This is a genomic window from Micromonospora sp. U21 (assembly GCF_018070045.1).
GTDB lineage: Bacteria > Actinomycetota > Actinomycetes > Mycobacteriales > Micromonosporaceae > Micromonospora.
On sequence record NZ_JAGPYK010000034.1, the window covers coordinates 52,468 to 69,045 of the forward strand.

The following is a 16,578-nucleotide window of genomic DNA, read 5'->3' on the forward strand; positions in this document are numbered from 1 at the left end:
TGTTCGCCGACCTGGCACCGTCCGTGAGCCGGCGCGACCATCGGCTCACGGTCGTCCGTCCGCGCTTCATCGATACCGTCAGCTGGACGGCGAGGGCTTGCTGCTCGTCCCGTCAGCGTTCGTGTGGCGACCGTCTTCTCCAGCGCGGTGCCGCCCTGGCAGCCGACCCTGCCCAGATGAAGCTTGGTGGTCCAGCCCTCGCGGGAACGGCCCAGGGCGCGGTCGGTGGGCTCGGGCTCACCGCTGCCGCCGGGTGGTTCCTTCTGCACCTCGGGCCGGGTACGGGCACCGGCAGCATGTTGATTCGCGCGGGCGATGGTGGAGTCCACGCTGACCTCCCAGGTGATCAACCCACGGGCGTCGGCGCGGCTCTGCAACCCTGTGACGATCCGCTGCCAGACCGCGGCGCGCCGCCAGCGCCGGAACAGTCCGTACACCGTCTGCCAAGGCTCGTAGCATTCCGGCACGTCGCGCCAGGGCGATCCCACCCGCACCCGCCAACGGATCCCGTCGATGAGCTGCCGTTTACTCCACTTCGGTGGACGACCTGGTTTCTCTCCAACGGGCAACAGCGGCGTCAGCGCCGTCCATTGCGCGTCGGTCAGGTCGAAACGCCTCGTCACCGCTACCCTGGCCCCAAGGTCTCCGGACTGATGGTCTTCATCTTGGTCGATGAACCACCTGCCGGAGACCTCGCTACATATCGGGCACCGACACGCGCGTACTCGCCGGCTTGATTCGGCCTGAGCCGACTATTACTCGGCTTCGACCTCGGTGCGATAGGCAGTCAAGCCGCGTCGCTGATAGTTGCGTAGTGCATTCGGATGGTCAAACGAGCATGTGTGCAGCCAAACCCTGCGTACAGTCGGAGACTCCACGGCCTCACTGTTCCAGGCTTGCCGGATGGTCAGCGTCAGCGCATGGCCACCGAGACCTCTCCCGACATATTCGGGCAACAGCCCAAAGGTGGTGATCTCCACATCTCCGTCACGCTGGGGTTCCAAATTTGCAACCCCCACGGTCTCGTCCTTCAGGGTGATGAACCAGTACTGGCGCAGTGGACGACACCGCATCAGCTCCTGCCACTCTTCGTTCGTGCGAGACGTACTCCGCCACCCGTAGGGGGCTCCGACCTGAGCATTGGTGGCACGCACGAGCGGCAGGCCACCGTCAACGCGCCGTAGGAGAAGTTGCGGCACCACCTTCCCAGGCCGCAGGTCCTTGGCGCTATTCATCTCCAGGTAGGTGACAACCTTTGTCATGCCGGCAGGCTACCCATCGTTCCGAGTAGGCCCAACATGAGCACTTCTGAAACGCGGCCCAGGTCTATGCCGCACGCCCCGCCTTCGCCACCCATGTCCCGCTGAGTGCGACCGCGAACACGAGAGCGGCAAGCATCCAGGCGAGCCAGGAAGGACCGTCAGGACGCACTACGGTCCATGCAACGATCAAGGACCCGATCACCACGACCGCCAGGGCTACCAGATAACCGACGCCGACAGCGCTGGTCGGAAAAGGCAGACGAGCTCCCCAGGCTTTCCCCACGATACGGCTAGTCACACGGCTGGTCACTCCCACAAGTAGGGCGGCGGCGACGAGAAAGAGGCCCGAGATCTGCTGCGGCAGAAGAGCAGTTGCCACGACTGCAGCGCCTGTGATTACTCCGGTTATCGCGTAGTACCACCAGGGAACGACAATCTGGCGGTCAGCCGCGTTCGACCGGGCGAACGATTCTTGTTCTTCTGCTGAGGCGGGGCCCATAGCCGTGAGTCAAGCCCTGGCCCATTGCTGTGTCAAGCTCTGTACGAATGGGGGTGTAGCGGTGGGGTGAGTCCGGTTGCCGGGTAGGGTCGAGTCGCCTTCCGTCCGAAAGACCTCGAAGTGCTCCTGGCTACCCTTGCAGGCTCCTGGCCTGACCACGTTCTGCCGCCTCGAGGAGCTCGGCCTCCGGGCTGTCGAGCAGTGCATTGAGCCGGGCCCGCCGTGATCGAGTGCCGCGTCGTCGAGCCGGACGAATGGTGCTCTCGCTGCGGCGCCGAGGGAGTGCCGCCAGGAACGGTCGGGCGGAGTCCGGCCCATGCGCCGTTCGGTCACCGACCGACCCTGGCCCGCTTCGGCCGTGATGTCCCGTTCGACCAGCGGATTCATCAGGTCCGTGGTCTGGAACATGCCACGGTCGGCCATCATCTGGCGCAGATGCCAGCGGTAATCCAGCTTCTGGGCCACCAGCGGTCCTTCTCGTCCGTCTGGGCCGGTCCCTGGTCCGGCGCGAGTGCCTTGCGCAGCGCGGTGTTCATGAAGACGTCGGACACGTGCGTGTAGATCGCCGTGGAGCTGTCGTTCGGCTACCGATTCCAAGCCGGTATGGCCGACTCCATCGCCTCGATCACGGCCGCACGGCGGCCTCCTGCGAATCGCGATCATCTTCGATAAGCAGGTCGCCGGTGACCCGGACGATCTCGACATGTACATGCAGCAGGTGCCCGGCGGGGCACGGTTCACTGAGGAGGCGATCTACGACGAAGCCCTGCGGCGTGGTCTCATCGACGCGAAGCTGAAGTAGGAGGTCGTCGAGCTGTACGACCACCGCAACGCGGTTGTGCACCGGTTCTTTCTGATCGGACTGCGATACATCGACCTGGAACCACACCTTGGTCGATAGGAGCTGGTATTCCAGCAGACCTACGGCATCGTTGCGGAGCTGGAGGGACCGGCAGGTACGCGACGGTAAGGGTATGACCGTCGAGGGCAACGACCCCGAGGCCATCGCCGCATCCCTCGCCCGCATCGCCGGCAAGCTCGGCCTCCCAGACGGGGGAGTGTCTGGGGTGAGTCCACGAAGGTGCTCGCCGTCGGCCGCCTTGGCGGGGTCGGGGTGAGGGGCGAGTTCACGCAGCGTGTAGCCGTATGGCGGACGGCCGCCGCGGTATCGGCCTACCAGGAGTGTCCGCGCGGCCATGGCGGTGCACCGAGGCAACAGCCGCCCTGACCGCCGCCGTCACAGCCTCAGGCAGCCCGGTCCACGAGCCGCGGGCCGGGCAACCGCTGATACGCGCCTTTTGGGGGTCCATCGTGGAGCATGAGCGCGGTGTACCGTCGCCGCATGACGGTGCTGCAGGAGTTTGTCGCCGCTCTTTCCAGCGGCCGGATCCAGGTTGTCGACCTCACCGCTCCACTCTCGGACCAGACCCCGATCCTGGGTCTGCCCGAGCAGTTCGGCCAGACCTGGCCGTTCCGGCTCAGCGAGATCAGCCGGTACGACGACCGCGGCCCGGCCTGGTACTGGAACAACTTCTCCACCGGCGAGCACACCGGCACCCACTTCGACGCCCCGGTGCACTGGGTCACCGGTCAACAGGGCGCGGACGTGTCGCAGGTCCCGGTGAGCCAGTTGATCGCCCCGGCGGTGGTGATCGACCACACCGCCGACGCCGCCGACGATCCTGACTTCCTGCTCGAGGTCGAGCACATCAAGGCGTGGGAGGCGGAACACGGTGCCCTGCCCACCGGTGGCTGGCTGCTGTACCGCACCGGCTGGGACGCGTACGGCGACGACCCGGAGCGGTACGCCAACGCGGGGCGTACCCCGGGCATCTCCGTCGAGTGCGCCCGCTGGCTGGCCGAGGAGTCGCCGATCCAGGGCGTCGGGGTGGAGACGGTCGGGACCGACGCGGGTGCTGCGCATTCGTTCGACCCGCCGTTCCCGTGCCACTCGTTCCTGCTCGGCCAGGAGAAGTACGGCCTGACCCAGCTACGTAACCTGGCGCAGTTGCCGGCGACCGGCGCGGTGGTGATCGCCGGACCACTGCCGATCGTCTCCGGGTCCGGCAGCCCGTGCCGGGTCCTCGCGCTGGTCGAACGGTAGGACCGGGCCACAGATGCGGGTAGCCGAGGTGGTCGGGCGGGTTCTGTACGGACACGGCGCACGGTACGTCTTCGGGGTGGTCGGCAGCGGCAACTTCCATGTCACGAACGCGCTTGTGGCGGCCGGCGCCCGGTTCGTGGCGGCGGCCCACGAGGGCGGCGCGGCGAGCATGGCGGACGGGTACGCCCGCACCTCCGGGACGGTGGGCCTGCTCTCGGTGCACCAGGGTCCGGGGGTCACCAACGCGCTGACCGGCCTCACCGAGGCCGCGAAGAGCCGTACCCCGATGGTGGTCCTGGCCCCGGAGGCGACCGCGCCGCGGTCCAACTTCTTCATCGACCTGCCGGCGCTCGCCACCGCGGTCGGGGCCGACTTCCGCCGGGTACGCGCGACGCACACGGCCGAGGACGCCGGCGCGGCGTACCGGGCCGCCGCCCGGGGCGCGACGGTGGTGCTGGGCCTCCCGTTGGAGGTGCAGCGCACCGTGACCGAACCGTGGTCCGGCGCGGTCCCTGCGGTCGAGCCGACCCCGGCCACCGCCCCGCAGGTCGAGTCGCTGCTGGCGGCGCTCCAGGCCGCACGTCGACCGGTCTTCATCGCGGGTCGGGGCGCCCGGGCGGCCCGGGAACCGCTGACCCGGCTCGCCGACGCGTGCGGCGCGCTGCTCGCGGTCTCGGCCGCGGCGAAGGGACTGTTCGCCGGGAATCCGTGGAACATCGACGTGGCCGGCGGCTTCGCCACCCCGCTCGCCGCCGAGCTGATCGGCGCGGCGGACCTGGTCGTCGCGTGGGGCAGCACGCTGAACATGTGGACCACCCGGCACGGCGAACTGATCCCGCCTTCCGCCGTCGTCGTCCAGGTAGACCACGACCCGGCCGCGTTCGGGGTGAACCGCCCGGTTGACCTGACGGTGGCCGGCGAGGTGGCGGCGGTCGCCGAGGCGGTGCTCGGTCGGCTGGGCGCCGGCTCCACGGGGCCCGTGGACGCCGGGAGCGGCGGCTGGCGTACGCCGGAGCTGGCACAACGGATTCGCGACCACGGCCGGTGGCGGACGGTCCCGTACCGGGACGAGGGTGGGTCGGCGCGGGCCGGCGCCCCGGCGACGATCGACCCGAGGACCCTCTCGGCCGCCCTGGACGACCTGCTGCCGACCGACCGGACGGTGGTGGTCGACTCCGGCAACTTCATGGGCTACCCGTCGATGTGGCTCGACGTGCCGGACGTGGCCGGATTCTGTTTCACCCAGGCGTTCCAGTCGATCGGGCTCGGCCTGGCCAGTGCGCTCGGCGCGGCGGTCGCCCGGCCGGACCGGCTCACCGTCGCCGCGGTCGGCGACGGTGGCTTCGTCATGTCCGCGACCGAACTGGTCACCGCCGTCCGGCTGGCGCTACCCCTCCTCGTGGTGATCTACGACGACGCGGCGTACGGCGCCGAGGTGCACCACTTCGGCCCGGACGGGCACCCGTTGGAGACGGTCACCTTCCCCGAGACCGACCTGGCCGCGATCGCCCGTGGTTACGGCTGCGACGGGTTGACCGTCCGGACCGTCGACGATCTCGGGCCGGTACATCAATGGCTCGCTGGTCCCCGTACCCGACCGCTGGTGGTCGACGCCAAGGTCTGCGCCGCGCGCGGCTCATGGTGGCTGGAGGAGGCGTTCCGTGGCCACTGAACCACCGCCGCGCGTACGGCGACGCGGGGCGCAAATTCGCAGCATTACTCGCTCAAGATGCTCGAGGACCCGTAGTCAGGCTTGTCGGTTCGCTCGCCTCAACGGGTGATAGGCCGGGCCGGGCCGGGGTCGTAGGTCACTACAGCTTGGGTGTCGGCCAGGCTCCTTGGCGAATATGGCCGTCGAGGTGGGGTCGAGCCGCTTCGCCTCATTGCGAGCCAGCCGTTCGCGCTCAGATGTCGATGGTGACCGGTTGCCTGAGGATGGTGCGCCGCCTGTCGGGTGCGACCTTGCGGAAGTCGCTGAGGTAGATTTCGTGGTGGGTGCCGGCCATGCGAAGACTGTGGCCAGGGATGAAATCTTGATGTAGTCGCGCGAGCACGTCGGCCTCGTCGTCGAAGGAACCGACGTGCAGCGTCTGCACGCACCGCCCCTCGGTCAGCGTCTGGAGGCGGACGTCATCGAGGCGCGTCGGTCGGTGCTTCGCCTCGGTTTGCTCGACGGCGGTCGTGAACATGGTCTGGCCGATCCAGTCCGGAACCATGAGCATCAACGTCCAGTTCCACTGTGACTTGTCCCGTGCGGTGGTGAAGGAGCCCATGTCCTCGGCCCACCACAGGCCTTCGAGGGGCGGGACGACGTAGTCGCGCCCGAGGTCGTGCTTGCTGGCGAACTTCAGCTTGTACGCCACTGGGTAGAGCGCCTCGACCGCCTCAATGAAGGCGGGCGAGGTGTTGGGGTCACCGTGGCCGTCGGTCATGAGGTACTGCATGTCGGGTACATCAACTAGCCGGAACCGGCCTCGTTGCGCTTGGTAGGCGTCAAGGGTCTTCTTGAAGTCGGTCTTGTCGTCAGCTTTGTTGGTCATCGGGCACCTGGACTCGGCTGGCGAGCCACTGCCTTTCCGCCTCTAGGAGGCTCAGGGAGTAGGAGAACACCTCACGCGCCGCGAACGGGGCTTGTGCCGACCGCACTTGCTGGACGGCCCCGACCGCAGCGATCCGAGCTTCGATCTGCGCCAGCCGGGTGCGCAGCGCCTGTGCGTACTGCTGCGCCGAGAGCAGGGACAGGTTGGCGACGCCGACCAGCAGTGGGTGTGGGACCGGCCGCGCCTCGGCGACGAAGGCCAGCGCGTTACGTGCCGCAACCTTGCGGCCCTCGGTGGTGGCGTGGAAGACGCGGCGGGACTTCCCGGCGGCCGGAGCCTCCGGGACGTGGAGCAGGCCGCGCTGCTCCAGCTTCGTGAGCAGGTAGTAGATGGAGGAGAACCCGATGTCGGTCCACTGCCGTATGCCGCGCTGCTCGATCACTTGCTGCAGGTCGTAACCGTGCTGTGGCCGTTCGATGACCAGGCCCAACACGGTCAGCTCAGCGGGAGTCAACTCCACGAGCATATTCTAGCGCTAGAATAGAGACCTCCATGCTGGTCGCCGTGGACCGGGGAGAGGCCGCTGATCCTGCCCTCGCGTCCCCGAAGATGCCCGTCCAGGCCGGCGAGGACCTCACCGAGCACGCGCCGCGGCGCTCGCACTGTCGATGTGTCGAAGAGTGGGCCGCTGTGAGCCCGGCAGTCGTCGCGCAACTGGCGGTTGCAGGTGCGGACTCGTTCGTACTCTGCCGGATTGGTGGGTGCCAGCGAGGGCTGCTGGGCGAGCAGTGCGGCTAGCCTCGGCGCCCACGCACGACTCGACCTGACCTACGCCGACGTTCGGTTCGGCGGGGAATTCGAACCGGTCACCGTTGAGTCTGTGGTCAGGATCGCTTCCGGAACGGGGCAAGGACGGCACGGATCTGGTCACCTGCGCCCCAGTCGTCGTCGAACTGGGCCAGCACGGCGAGGTGTTGCCGCAGCTGGACAATCGGCATGCGGGCCCGCCAGTCGCCGTCAAGCGAGGTCAGGTCCGCATAGACCTCGAACATCCGTCGCGCCTCAGGCGGGGGCGAGGTGGACCACACATGAGCGAGGTCGACCTCGGCCCACATGTACGACACGGCCGGGTCGATCAGCGCGGGCTGTCCGTCCGGAGTGGCCATGATGTTCTGTACCCACAGGTCGCCGTGCGTCAGGCACGCCGGTCGGTCCGGCAGCAGGTCGGGCAGCCGGTGACACAACCGCTCCAGCGCCGCCCGGTCCCCGGCGTCCAGTGCCGCCTCGACGCGAGGCTGCCCGAGCGACCGAAGCAGCCGGTGCTGTGCGAAGAACGCAAAGCCATCGTCATTCCACGTATTGATCTGGCGGCGACGGCCCAGCCAGTTGTCGTGGTGCCATCCGAAGCGAGGATTGGTCGTGCTCATGTGCATGCGGGCGAGCACGTGTGCGAACTGCTCCCAGAAGATCTCGCTGTGCGGCCTCGGCCGCAGCACCGACAACACAAGCAGTTCCCGGTCCGCCAGGATCACCTCGGGTGTCGCCACGCCGCCGAGCTCACGTAGGGCGGCCAGCCCCTCGGCCTCCGCGACGAAGACGTCGTCGGCCAGGGCTTCGGCGAACGCCTTGACGAACACCGACGGTACGTCCCGGCGAGTGGCGATGCCCGCGAGCGCCGCGACCCCACCCGTCACCGGCTCCACTGTGACGACCTCGCGCATCCCGGCCCGGAGCAGGCGCTCCAGCAGGACCGTCGCCGAGCGCATCAGGACGGACTCCTCATGTGCGGGGTGCTCGTTCGCGCAATTCTCTGCCGGAGATGACCGCCTCCGAAGGGGCCGACATCCTTCCAGCGAGAGACACATCCTCACAGGTCAGGAGTCAACCGAACCGGGGCAGCCCCAGTCACCGGTACCGGCCGTCGTAGCGGACTCCGCTCCGGGTATCCGTGAAGCTGATGCCCACCCGCACTCCGTCCTCGACGATCCACCGAACCGTGTACGTCGCCCGGTATGTCGGCGGCCAGAATGAAGCGAAGGTCCCGTCACCCGTCACCGACCACTCGCCAGCTGACGGTGTGCCCCTGTCGACGTAGGTCGTTCGACCCTCCGCCGTGAACGTTTGAGTTGCGCCGTCCTGGAACACAAACTGCGCAGCGGTCAGGGCGGCGGTCATGTCCACCGCATCGACCGGCTGGCCATCGACAACGTTTCCACCGGAGGGAACAGGGTTCATCGAACTCTCCTGACATCGGGCAAGACACCGACCGCCGCCGTCTCGCAGCGGCTACGACATGTGGAACGACCAACTCGGAACAATATCTAGCCGCACCTTATGGGACGCTATGGTCCACTATACTCCCGCTGCGGAGGCGTCCGCCAAATGGGGACGCACCACCGTGACCGTCAGGCGCTGCTGCTACTCCAACCCGCCGGTGGCCAGCGCAGGGATTTGCCGGCCGGTGTCACGCCAGACTATTCTGGACGCGATGGTCCAGTCGAATTATCCTGTCGTGTGGGTGACTCCGTCCCCACCGGGGGGAATCTCATCACCGGGGCACTCGCTGACGATGACGTCGTGGGCGGGTACCACATCGACGTACACCGGCCGGGTGGACGCACGGGTGGCGGCGGGATCGCCGCCGCCCGGGCACGTGGGGAGGGGCGCATGGCATTGATCACACGCGGCTTCGGGGGCCGCAGACGCGACGACACCGACCTCCCGCCCGGCCAGTACCGCACGGACGACTTCCCGGTGCTGTCGGCGGGACCGACACCGCGCATCGGCCTCGACGCGTGGGAACTCGCCGTCGTCACCGAGACCGGCGAGCGGAGCACGTGGTCATGGGCGCAGTTCACCGCCCTTCCCGCCGACGAACCGACCGTGGACATCCATTGCGTCACGCACTGGTCGAAGTTCGGCACGCGCTGGCGAGGCGTGTCGGTGGACACGTTGCTGGCCGACGTCGAGACGGCCGCCGAGTACGTCGTCGCGCACTGCTACGGCGGCTACACCACGAACATCCCGCTCGAGGACCTCACCGACGGCCAGGCCTGGGTGGCGTACGAGTTCGACGGCGAACCGCTGGCGCCGGTGCACGGCGGGCCCGCTCGTCTGCTCATTCCTCACCTGTACTTCTGGAAGAGCGCGAAATGGCTGCGCGCACTGGAACTGCGTCTCGACGACGAGCCCGGATTCTGGGAGACGGCCGGCTACCACAACTACGGGGACCCATGGCGCGAGCAGCGATACCAGGCAGACTGACCTGGCAGCCGGCGACCGTCGCCACCACCCGCGCGGAGACCGCGACAGCGCGGACCCTGGTCCTGAACGTCGACGGCTGGACAGGTCACCTGCCGGGCCAGCACATCGACCTCCGGCTGACGGCTCCCGACGGCTACACGGCATACCGCAGCTACTCGATCTCATCCGCCCCAGGGCTCGACCGCCTCGAGGTGACCGTCCAGACGGTGCCCGACGGTGAGGTCTCGCCGTACCTCGTCGACGTTGCAGAGCCGGGTGACCAATTCGAGATCCGTGGGCCGCTCGGCGGCTGGTTCGTACGCCGACCCGCCGATCCGCGCCCGGCGTTGCTGATCGGTGGCGGGTCCGGCGTGGCGCCCCTGATGTCGATGGCGCGTGCGGCGAAGACTCCCACCAGGCTGCTTTACTCGACCCGATCCCCGTCCGACGCGCTGTTCTCTGCGGATCTTGCAACTGCAGGAGCCGCTGGCGATGATCGCGTCACCGTCACACACGTCTATACCAGGGTCGGGCCCCCCGGCTGGCCGGTCCCACCCGGACGACTGGACGCGGACGCCCTGGCCCGCGTCGCCTGGCCCCGCGAGGCCGACGCTGTGGCGTTCGTCTGCGGGCCGACCGGGTTCGTCGAGACCGTGGCCGACCTCCTCGTCGACATCGGCCACGACCCCGCGAACATCCGCACCGAACGCTTCGGACCCACCGGAGGATGACCATGTCGAGCACCAACGTCACAGCAGACGACGCACCCTGGGTGGACGGTAACGCCCTCGCCGGACCACTCGGCGAGATCATCGGAACCGACCCCACCGTTGCCGAGCTCACCTGCGCCGGCTGCCGCACGACCCGCCCGCTGGCCGCGATGCGCGTGTTCGACCGAGCACCCGGCCTCGTCGCCCGATGCCCCGACTGCGAGGACGTCGTCATGCGCGTGGTACGCACAACCGGCCGGGTCCTGGTCGACCTGCGCGGATCGCTCGTCGTCAGCCTCCCGGTACCGACTGCCTGAACGCCAAGAATCCGGTCAGCCGCGGCGAACCCGCATGATGCCAACGTCTCCGACGCCGGTTACGCAAAGTCCGAGGCGCGATAGTCCTGCCACTTCACCCGACCTGACGGGGCACTACCAGGTCGCTGACCAGACGCGAGACTCAGGAGACAACATGGCGGGCAACGCCGAGAATATGATCACGTTGACCAGCGCCGAGCATGATGTGGGTGACTCGAACCTGCCCGGAGCCACCACGCCCGACGCACAAGACCTCGTCATCACCAACAACAGCGCGCTGGGCATCTACGAGGCCACGATAGGGGGCCGGACAGCCGCTGGGCTCGTCTACAGCAAGGTCGGGAGCCGCGTCGTACTGCTGGCGACATCCGTGCTCCCCGAGTTCCGAGGACAGGGGATAGCCGCCAAACTCATCGGCGGCGTCCTCGACGAACTGCGCACGCAAGGAAAGACCGCCACCATCACATGCCCGTTCGCGACAGCATTCGTCAATGCTCACCCGGACTACGCCGACGTTCTAGACCCCGCATTCCCCCGGTCGCCCACAACCGGACACGGGCATTGAACACACGTCGTCGCGCCTGAACGCCGACCGCTGAGAAGGCTCAGGCGTCCCCAACGGCCAGGTACATCGCATGAAGACTAGTGTTCGCCGGCGACGAGGGGCGCGATCCAGGCCTGACGTGGCCGCTCTCGATCGTCACCCATGACCGCAAAGTCGCCAGTCGGGACGCGGCAACGCATTCGTGCACCGTAACGCTCGCACCGATCTAGCGTGACAACGTCGTCGGGAGCGGCCCGCACCACCTTCGACCCACCAACCGGACTGTCTCGGTCTCGCCGTACACGATCGGGTAGGCGTCCCGTGTAGTGCGCAGGCCGCCATGAGCTGCTGCTCGCCGATCTACCACTGGAAGTAGCGGCCGGGGTAGGCCTTGGCGAACTGGTCGGTATGGGTGGAGTCGCTGATTTCACCATTGGTCGGTGGGGTGAGCGCTATACCTGTGAGTCATACATATGCCTGTGAGGTATACCGGTCATCGGCCACCGCGCCTTCGGATCGCCCTTGGCCGGGGGCTGATCGAGTCGGTGTCGCGGATGTCGCGGTGTCCACGGCCCCTGGATGCCCCGATATCGCCGATACCGAGTCGATCAACCCCTCAACCGGCGCATCCGACGGCGGAACGGCCGGTGATCTCGTGTCGGGTGTCCGGTATCGGGGTTTTCTGGCTGTGACCGACTGCATCCGTGGGGTGGAGTCGTGGCGCGAGCGCGACCATGTGCGGGTCGGCCGAGCCACGGTCTCGCCGAATGTGCTGGTGGTTTCCACGCGGGCTGCGGACGCGTACGAGCACGTCCGCAGCCCAGCCGGCGTGATCCCGGCGTTACGCATCGAGGGTCAGTTGCGGCCGCCCATGATGTCGACGTCGGGCGATGGCGCCGGTCATCCAGCTCGACTTGTCCGACAGCAGGAACGACGGTGCGTTCGTGATGCCGTCCCCGAGTCCTTACGGACGAACGCGGATGATCGTCTTTCCCTTGATCCGCTCGGTCGGGTTGAAGGCGGCGACGGCGTCGTCGAGGGGCGCGACGTTGCCGATGTTTGTCCGCAGTTGTCGGCGATAAGCACCTCGGGGCGCTTGCGGGGCCGGCCGGGTCCGGGCTCGTTGACCCGGATCGCATCCAGCAACGCCAAAAGTTGCGGGTTGTCGCCGGCCTGACCGGGCGTGAGCAGGATCGACAACGGTCGGCCGCGTCCGTCGACAGCGAGGTGGATTTTCGTGCTCAGTCCGCCTCGGGACCGGCCGATGGCCTCGCCATCTTGCGCACCAGGCGTCGCCGCACTTGACGAGGAGCCCCCTTTTTGCGGGCGCCAGCGGAATGCTGGTGGGCCCGCACGATCGACGAGTCGATGCTGATCGTCCACTGCACCGGTGTGCCGTCGTCATGCACTTGTGCAGCCGCGAGGATCCGATCCCAGGTGCCATCGGCTGTCCATCGCCGCAGGCGCTCATGGCAGGTCTTCCATGGTCCGAAGCGTTCTGGCAGGTCACGCCACGGCGCACCCGTACGCAGCGTCCACAGGATCCCGTTGATGACCTGACGGTGATCCCGCCACCGTCCCCGCGCACCACCAGGCTCAGGAAGCAGCGGCGCGATCACCACCCACGTCTCATCGGTCAGCTCACCACGACGTACCACCGGCACATCGTCAACGATCAACCACTACAAGATCGGCAGGACACGCCCTAGCCGGGTGTCCAGGCTGGTGGTGTCCAGGGCCGGCCGGTCAGGGCGTCACGGATGGCGGTCATGACATCAGCGTCGTGTTTCTTCGCGGTGGAGATGTAGCCGGCGGTGGCGTACCGGTCGGCGGTGACGTCTTCGCTGGTGAGCCATCCGGAGATCGTCTGCTGGAGCCCGGCACCTGCTGGACGATCGGGCAAGCACGTGCGTTACAACAGTTCCAGGCCGCCGTCGACGGTCAGGATTTGCCCGGTCACCCAGTCGGCGTCCGGTCCGGCTAGGTGGACGATCCACCGGGCGATGTCCTCTGGTGTGCCGCGCCGGCGCAGCGGAATCATTTCGATCTGGGCGGCGGCGATCGCTTCTTTTTCTGCCGCTGTGAAACCGGCTGCAGTGATGACCTCGCTCTCGGTCGGCCCGGGGGCGACAGCGTTGACGCGGATTCCGTCCGGCGCTAGTTCGAGGGCCCATGATTGAGTTAGATGTTCCAGAGCCGCCTTCACCGCGCCGTAGTGTGATGATCCAGGGATAGGGCGGTGCCCGTAGGTGCTGGAGATGTTCACGACGCTTCCCCGGCTCGCCTTGAGCAGCGGAAGCGCTGCCCTCGTGAGGCGGGTCGGTGCGACGATGTGGATTGTGATGAGGTCGGAAACCGCGTCGTCGGAGACTTCCTGTAGTGGCGCCTGGAGGTAGGTCCCGGCGTTGTTTACTACCACGTCGAGCCGACCCCAGCGTTCAACCGCCGTACGGACGACTTCGTCCGGAGCGGTCGGTTCATGAAGGTCCGCGGTGACGTAGTCGATCAGGGAGTGCTGCTTCGCGGTGCGACGAAGCGCCTCCTCACGTCGGCCGACTCCCAAGACCCGAATTCCCGAAGACGCAAATTCCAGAGCAGTGGCCGCACCAATTCCGGATCCTGCGCCGGTCACAATGGCGACTTTAGGTGACGATTGCGTCGACGTCATTAGGCCACTTTCATTGACTGTCATGGATCCCCTTCTCGGAAGCTGCAACGTCGCAGCTCCGTCTCTTGCATCCTACGGCAGCCGTCATTGGCTAGTTGGTCGATCGGTCCAGGTCGAGGGCCACGTCAGCTCACCCGGGGTGAATCCCGACGCATGAACCTGAACAACGACGTCGCTCAGCGCCGCGTCCGGCGCGGGCCGCTCCACTAGCGTCATCCCGGCCGTTCCCGCGGCCTCGTCCGCCACTACGATCGCCTTCATCCGGCGCCTCCCTGTATCCAGTCCTCGTTTGCACGGTCACGAGGTGCAAATTCGTTTCATCAGCGTTAGCGGCGCCAGGCCTCGGTGTCTTGCCACGTTGATCGGTAGCGGTCGTGGCGCGAGGGTGTCGAGGAACGAGCGCGATAACGAAGCCGTCGGTAAGGTGGCGCCGGGGCGGAGGCACCGCCGGCGCCATCCCGGCGTTACGTTTCGAGCGTCAGTTGCGGCCGGCCATGATGCCGCCGTCGACGTCGACGATGGCGCCGGTCATCCAGCTCGACTTGTCCGACAGCAGGAATGACACCGCGTTCGCGATGTCCTCAGGGCTGCCGACGCGCCCCAGCGGGTGGAAGCTGTCGAAGCTGTCGACGGTTTCATCGAACTTGTCCGCTGAGACGATGCGCAGGTACAGGGGTGTCTTCACGACCGCGGGCGCGACCGCGTTGACCCGGATGCTGTGCGGCGCCAGCTCGATCGCGAGGGCCTTGGTGAACGAGTGCAGGCCGCCCTTCTGCACCGAGTAGCCGGAGTGCGGCGTCGCCGCGATGCCCTGGTGCGCCCACATCGAGCCGATGTTGACGATGGCGCCGCCCCGGCCCCCGGCAACCATGCCCGCGACGACGGTCTGCGTTATGAAGAACAGCGCGCGGTTCAGTTCGTTGTACGAGTCGTAGAAGGCTTCGTCGTACTCGCTGAACGCCTTCGGGATGAAGAAACCCGCGGCGTTGACGAGCAGGGTCGCGTCGGAGTGCTCGGCGGCGAGCTGCTTTCGGACCTCGGGTACCTGGTCGCGGTCGGTCAGATCGGCTGTGATGCCCCATGCCTTTCCGTTCTGCGACAAGGCTTCGACCGCGACCCCGACCTTGTCTTGGTCTCGGCCTGTGATCACGGCGGTGCCGCCCCCGGCGACGACCTGGCGGGCCGTGGCGAGGCCCATGCCGCTGCTGCCGCCGACGACCACGACCTTACGGCCCTCGAAACTCTTACTCATGACAGTTGTTCCTTCCCCACTACTGAATCGCAATTTGTGTTGGCGGCACCCGGTTCCGCGAGGAGTGGCGCGACGTCCGTAGAACTCGGCGCCAATGGGCGAGTCGGACCGCTCGTCGCTGGCGGAGGTGCACAGCCGGAGGTCCCGAACCTAGTCGCGGTGGAACTGGTCGGTCAAGTCCAGTCTGGGGGTCGTGCGGGTGCTACCGTGACGACGAGATGCCCCAGGCCACCCGCCGCAACGACGGCACGCAGCCGATCGCTTCCGGGCATCTGTCCTGGACTCTATGGTCCACAAAAAGTTGGAGCTGCGGGAATACAACCGGCCCGTGGGGTGTCTGTATATTTGTGCGTCCAGGTGCGTTTCGCCTGGTTCCCCAGCTTCACGGCGAAAGGCCGGGAACGGAGAGCTGTGCCCCAGCAGACCCAATACCACAAGAACCGGGAAGCCGTTTCGCGGCTCGACCCGGAGCAGTACCGCGTGACCCAGCAGGACGGCACCGAGAGGCCGTTCGCCAACGCCTACTGGGACAACCACGAGCCCGGCATCTACGTCGACGTCGTGTCCGGCGAGCCGCTGTTCGCATCGGTCGACAAGTACGACAGCAACTCCGGATGGCCGAGCTTCACGAAGCCGATCGCCAGGACGAACGTCGTCGAGCGCCAAGACTCCAGCCACGGGATGATCCGGACCGAGGCCCGCTCGCTGCACGGGGACAGCCACCTCGGCCACGTCTTCAACGACGGTCCCCGCGACGAGGGTGGACTGCGCTACTGCATCAACTCCGCGTCGTTGCGGTTCATCCACCTCGACGACCTGGAGAGCGCAGGGTACGGCGAATACCGCACCCTGTTCACGAGTGACGCCAACACTGACACCGACGACAAGTAAGGAGACGACGTGACCACCGACAAGGCGATCCTCGCCGGCGGCTGCTTCTGGGGCATGGAGGAACTGTTCCGCCACCAGCCCGGCGTCGTGTCCACGCGCGTCGGCTACAGCGGCGGCGACGTCCCGAACGCCACCTACCGCAACCACGGCACCCACGCGGAGTCCATCGAGGTCGTCTACGACACCGAGAAGACCGACTTCCGCGCGCTGCTCGAGTTCTTCTTCCAGATCCATGACCCCACGACGAAGAACCGCCAGGGCAACGACATCGGCATCAGCTACCGCTCGGCGATCTTCTACACCACCGACGAACAGAAGCGGGTCGCCGAGGACACGATCGCCGACGTCGACGCCTCGGGCCTGTGGCCCGGTAAGGCCGTCACCGAGGTCACCCCGGCAGGCGACTTCTGGGAGGCTGAGCCCGAGCACCAGAACTACCTGCAGACCTACCCCAACGGTTACACCTGCCACTTCCCCCGCCCCGGGTGGAAGCTCCCGAAGCGGGCGACGGCCTGACACCTCCGGCGCGCGGACCTCGGGTCGGTGGG

Annotated in this window: 18 protein-coding genes and 3 pseudogenes; 9 read left to right on the forward strand and 12 right to left on the reverse strand. The window is 67.2% G+C overall.

Translation table 11 applies throughout. From position 1 onward, the window contains the following. Positions 1-122 precede the first annotated feature (122 nt). Both KBX63_RS29635 and KBX63_RS29640 read right to left on the reverse strand, forming a co-directional pair. Positions 123-623: pseudogene (locus tag KBX63_RS29635) on the reverse strand (IS5 family transposase); the annotation flags it as partial. 132 nt (positions 624-755) lie between these two features. Continuing rightward, complete coding sequence (locus tag KBX63_RS29640; protein WP_210916935.1) at positions 756-1,262, reverse strand: GNAT family N-acetyltransferase; 507 nt, start codon at positions 1,260-1,262, stop codon at positions 756-758. Positions 1,263-1,897: 635 nt separating this feature from the next. Here KBX63_RS29640 and KBX63_RS29645 point away from each other — a divergent pair. Further along, positions 1,898-2,103 (forward strand): annotated as a pseudogene (locus KBX63_RS29645) (ISL3 family transposase); the annotation flags it as partial. A gap of 283 nt (positions 2,104-2,386) precedes the next feature. Here KBX63_RS29645 and KBX63_RS29650 read toward each other — a convergent pair. Continuing rightward, positions 2,387-2,650, reverse strand: coding sequence for a hypothetical protein (locus tag KBX63_RS29650; RefSeq protein WP_210916936.1), 264 nt, complete (start codon positions 2,648-2,650; stop codon positions 2,387-2,389). A gap of 453 nt (positions 2,651-3,103) precedes the next feature. On the opposite strand from KBX63_RS29650, the gene KBX63_RS29655 reads away from it, so the two are divergent. Together KBX63_RS29655 and KBX63_RS29660 are read left to right on the forward strand one after the other, a co-directional pair. Further along, a complete protein-coding gene (locus KBX63_RS29655; protein WP_210916937.1) occupies positions 3,104-3,865 on the forward strand; it encodes a cyclase family protein in 762 nt (253 codons plus the stop codon). Positions 3,866-3,878: 13 nt separating this feature from the next. Next, positions 3,879-5,537 carry a thiamine pyrophosphate-binding protein gene (locus KBX63_RS29660; protein ID WP_210916939.1) on the forward strand — a complete coding sequence of 553 codons (1,659 nt, stop codon included), beginning with the start codon at positions 3,879-3,881 and terminating at the stop codon, positions 5,535-5,537. 232 nt (positions 5,538-5,769) lie between these two features. Here KBX63_RS29660 and KBX63_RS29665 read toward each other — a convergent pair whose 3' ends face one another. From KBX63_RS29665 to KBX63_RS29680, 4 genes are all read right to left on the reverse strand, one after another. Further along, a complete protein-coding gene (locus tag KBX63_RS29665) occupies positions 5,770-6,405 on the reverse strand; it encodes a GyrI-like domain-containing protein (protein ID WP_210916942.1) in 636 nt (211 codons plus the stop codon). After that, positions 6,389-6,925, reverse strand: coding sequence for a PadR family transcriptional regulator (locus KBX63_RS29670; RefSeq protein ID WP_210916945.1), 537 nt, complete (start codon positions 6,923-6,925; stop codon positions 6,389-6,391). The genes KBX63_RS29665 and KBX63_RS29670 overlap by 17 nt, the downstream gene beginning before the upstream one ends. Positions 6,926-7,289: 364 nt before the next feature. Continuing rightward, the gene (locus KBX63_RS29675) at positions 7,290-8,171 is read right to left on the reverse strand and encodes a fructosamine kinase family protein (RefSeq protein WP_210916948.1); all 882 of its coding nucleotides are present in this window, start codon (positions 8,169-8,171) and stop codon (positions 7,290-7,292) included. Between the two features lie 139 nt (positions 8,172-8,310). Further along, positions 8,311-8,640 (reverse strand): hypothetical protein, encoded by a 330-nt coding sequence (locus KBX63_RS29680; RefSeq protein ID WP_247663618.1) that lies wholly within the window; start codon positions 8,638-8,640, stop codon positions 8,311-8,313. A 432-nt stretch (positions 8,641-9,072) separates the two neighbouring features. Here KBX63_RS29680 and KBX63_RS29685 point away from each other — a divergent pair, with 432 nt between their 5' ends. From KBX63_RS29685 to KBX63_RS29700, 4 genes are all read left to right on the forward strand, one after another. Then, a complete protein-coding gene (locus KBX63_RS29685; protein ID WP_210916951.1) occupies positions 9,073-9,669 on the forward strand; it encodes a sulfite oxidase-like oxidoreductase in 597 nt (198 codons plus the stop codon). Next, positions 9,639-10,379, forward strand: a complete 741-nt coding sequence (locus KBX63_RS29690) for an FAD-binding oxidoreductase (RefSeq protein WP_210916955.1) — start codon at positions 9,639-9,641, stop codon at positions 10,377-10,379. Before KBX63_RS29685 ends, KBX63_RS29690 begins: the two co-directional genes overlap by 31 nt. A gap of 2 nt (positions 10,380-10,381) precedes the next feature. Beyond that, complete coding sequence (locus tag KBX63_RS29695; RefSeq protein WP_210916957.1) at positions 10,382-10,675, forward strand: DUF6510 family protein; 294 nt, start codon at positions 10,382-10,384, stop codon at positions 10,673-10,675. Between the two features lie 154 nt (positions 10,676-10,829). Then, the gene (locus KBX63_RS29700; RefSeq protein WP_210916959.1) at positions 10,830-11,240 is read left to right on the forward strand and encodes a GNAT family N-acetyltransferase; all 411 of its coding nucleotides are present in this window, start codon (positions 10,830-10,832) and stop codon (positions 11,238-11,240) included. A gap of 974 nt (positions 11,241-12,214) precedes the next feature. Here KBX63_RS29700 and KBX63_RS29710 read toward each other — a convergent pair. The 5 genes and pseudogenes from KBX63_RS29710 to KBX63_RS29730 form a co-directional block, all read right to left on the reverse strand. After that, a pseudogene (locus tag KBX63_RS29710) lies at positions 12,215-12,895 on the reverse strand (IS5 family transposase); the annotation flags it as partial. Positions 12,896-12,924: 29 nt separating this feature from the next. Next, the gene (locus tag KBX63_RS29715; protein ID WP_210916962.1) at positions 12,925-13,122 is read right to left on the reverse strand and encodes a hypothetical protein; all 198 of its coding nucleotides are present in this window, start codon (positions 13,120-13,122) and stop codon (positions 12,925-12,927) included. A gap of 9 nt (positions 13,123-13,131) precedes the next feature. After that, the gene (locus tag KBX63_RS29720; protein WP_247663619.1) at positions 13,132-13,911 is read right to left on the reverse strand and encodes an SDR family NAD(P)-dependent oxidoreductase; all 780 of its coding nucleotides are present in this window, start codon (positions 13,909-13,911) and stop codon (positions 13,132-13,134) included. Positions 13,912-13,971: 60 nt separating this feature from the next. Then, the gene (locus tag KBX63_RS29725) at positions 13,972-14,148 is read right to left on the reverse strand and encodes a hypothetical protein (protein ID WP_247663620.1); all 177 of its coding nucleotides are present in this window, start codon (positions 14,146-14,148) and stop codon (positions 13,972-13,974) included. Between the two features lie 217 nt (positions 14,149-14,365). Then, positions 14,366-15,109, reverse strand: a complete 744-nt coding sequence (locus KBX63_RS29730) for an SDR family oxidoreductase (RefSeq protein WP_307871886.1) — start codon at positions 15,107-15,109, stop codon at positions 14,366-14,368. 441 nt (positions 15,110-15,550) lie between these two features. Here KBX63_RS29730 and msrB point away from each other — a divergent pair, with 441 nt between their 5' ends. Both msrB and msrA read left to right on the forward strand, forming a co-directional pair. Next, entirely contained in the window at positions 15,551-16,030 is a 480-nt protein-coding gene (gene msrB / locus KBX63_RS29735; protein ID WP_210916966.1) for a peptide-methionine (R)-S-oxide reductase MsrB, read from the forward strand. Positions 16,031-16,039: 9 nt separating this feature from the next. Then, positions 16,040-16,546: a peptide-methionine (S)-S-oxide reductase MsrA gene (gene msrA / locus KBX63_RS29740; protein ID WP_210916969.1), complete on the forward strand. Its 507-nt coding sequence runs from the start codon at positions 16,040-16,042 to the stop codon at positions 16,544-16,546. Positions 16,547-16,578 lie beyond the last annotated feature (32 nt).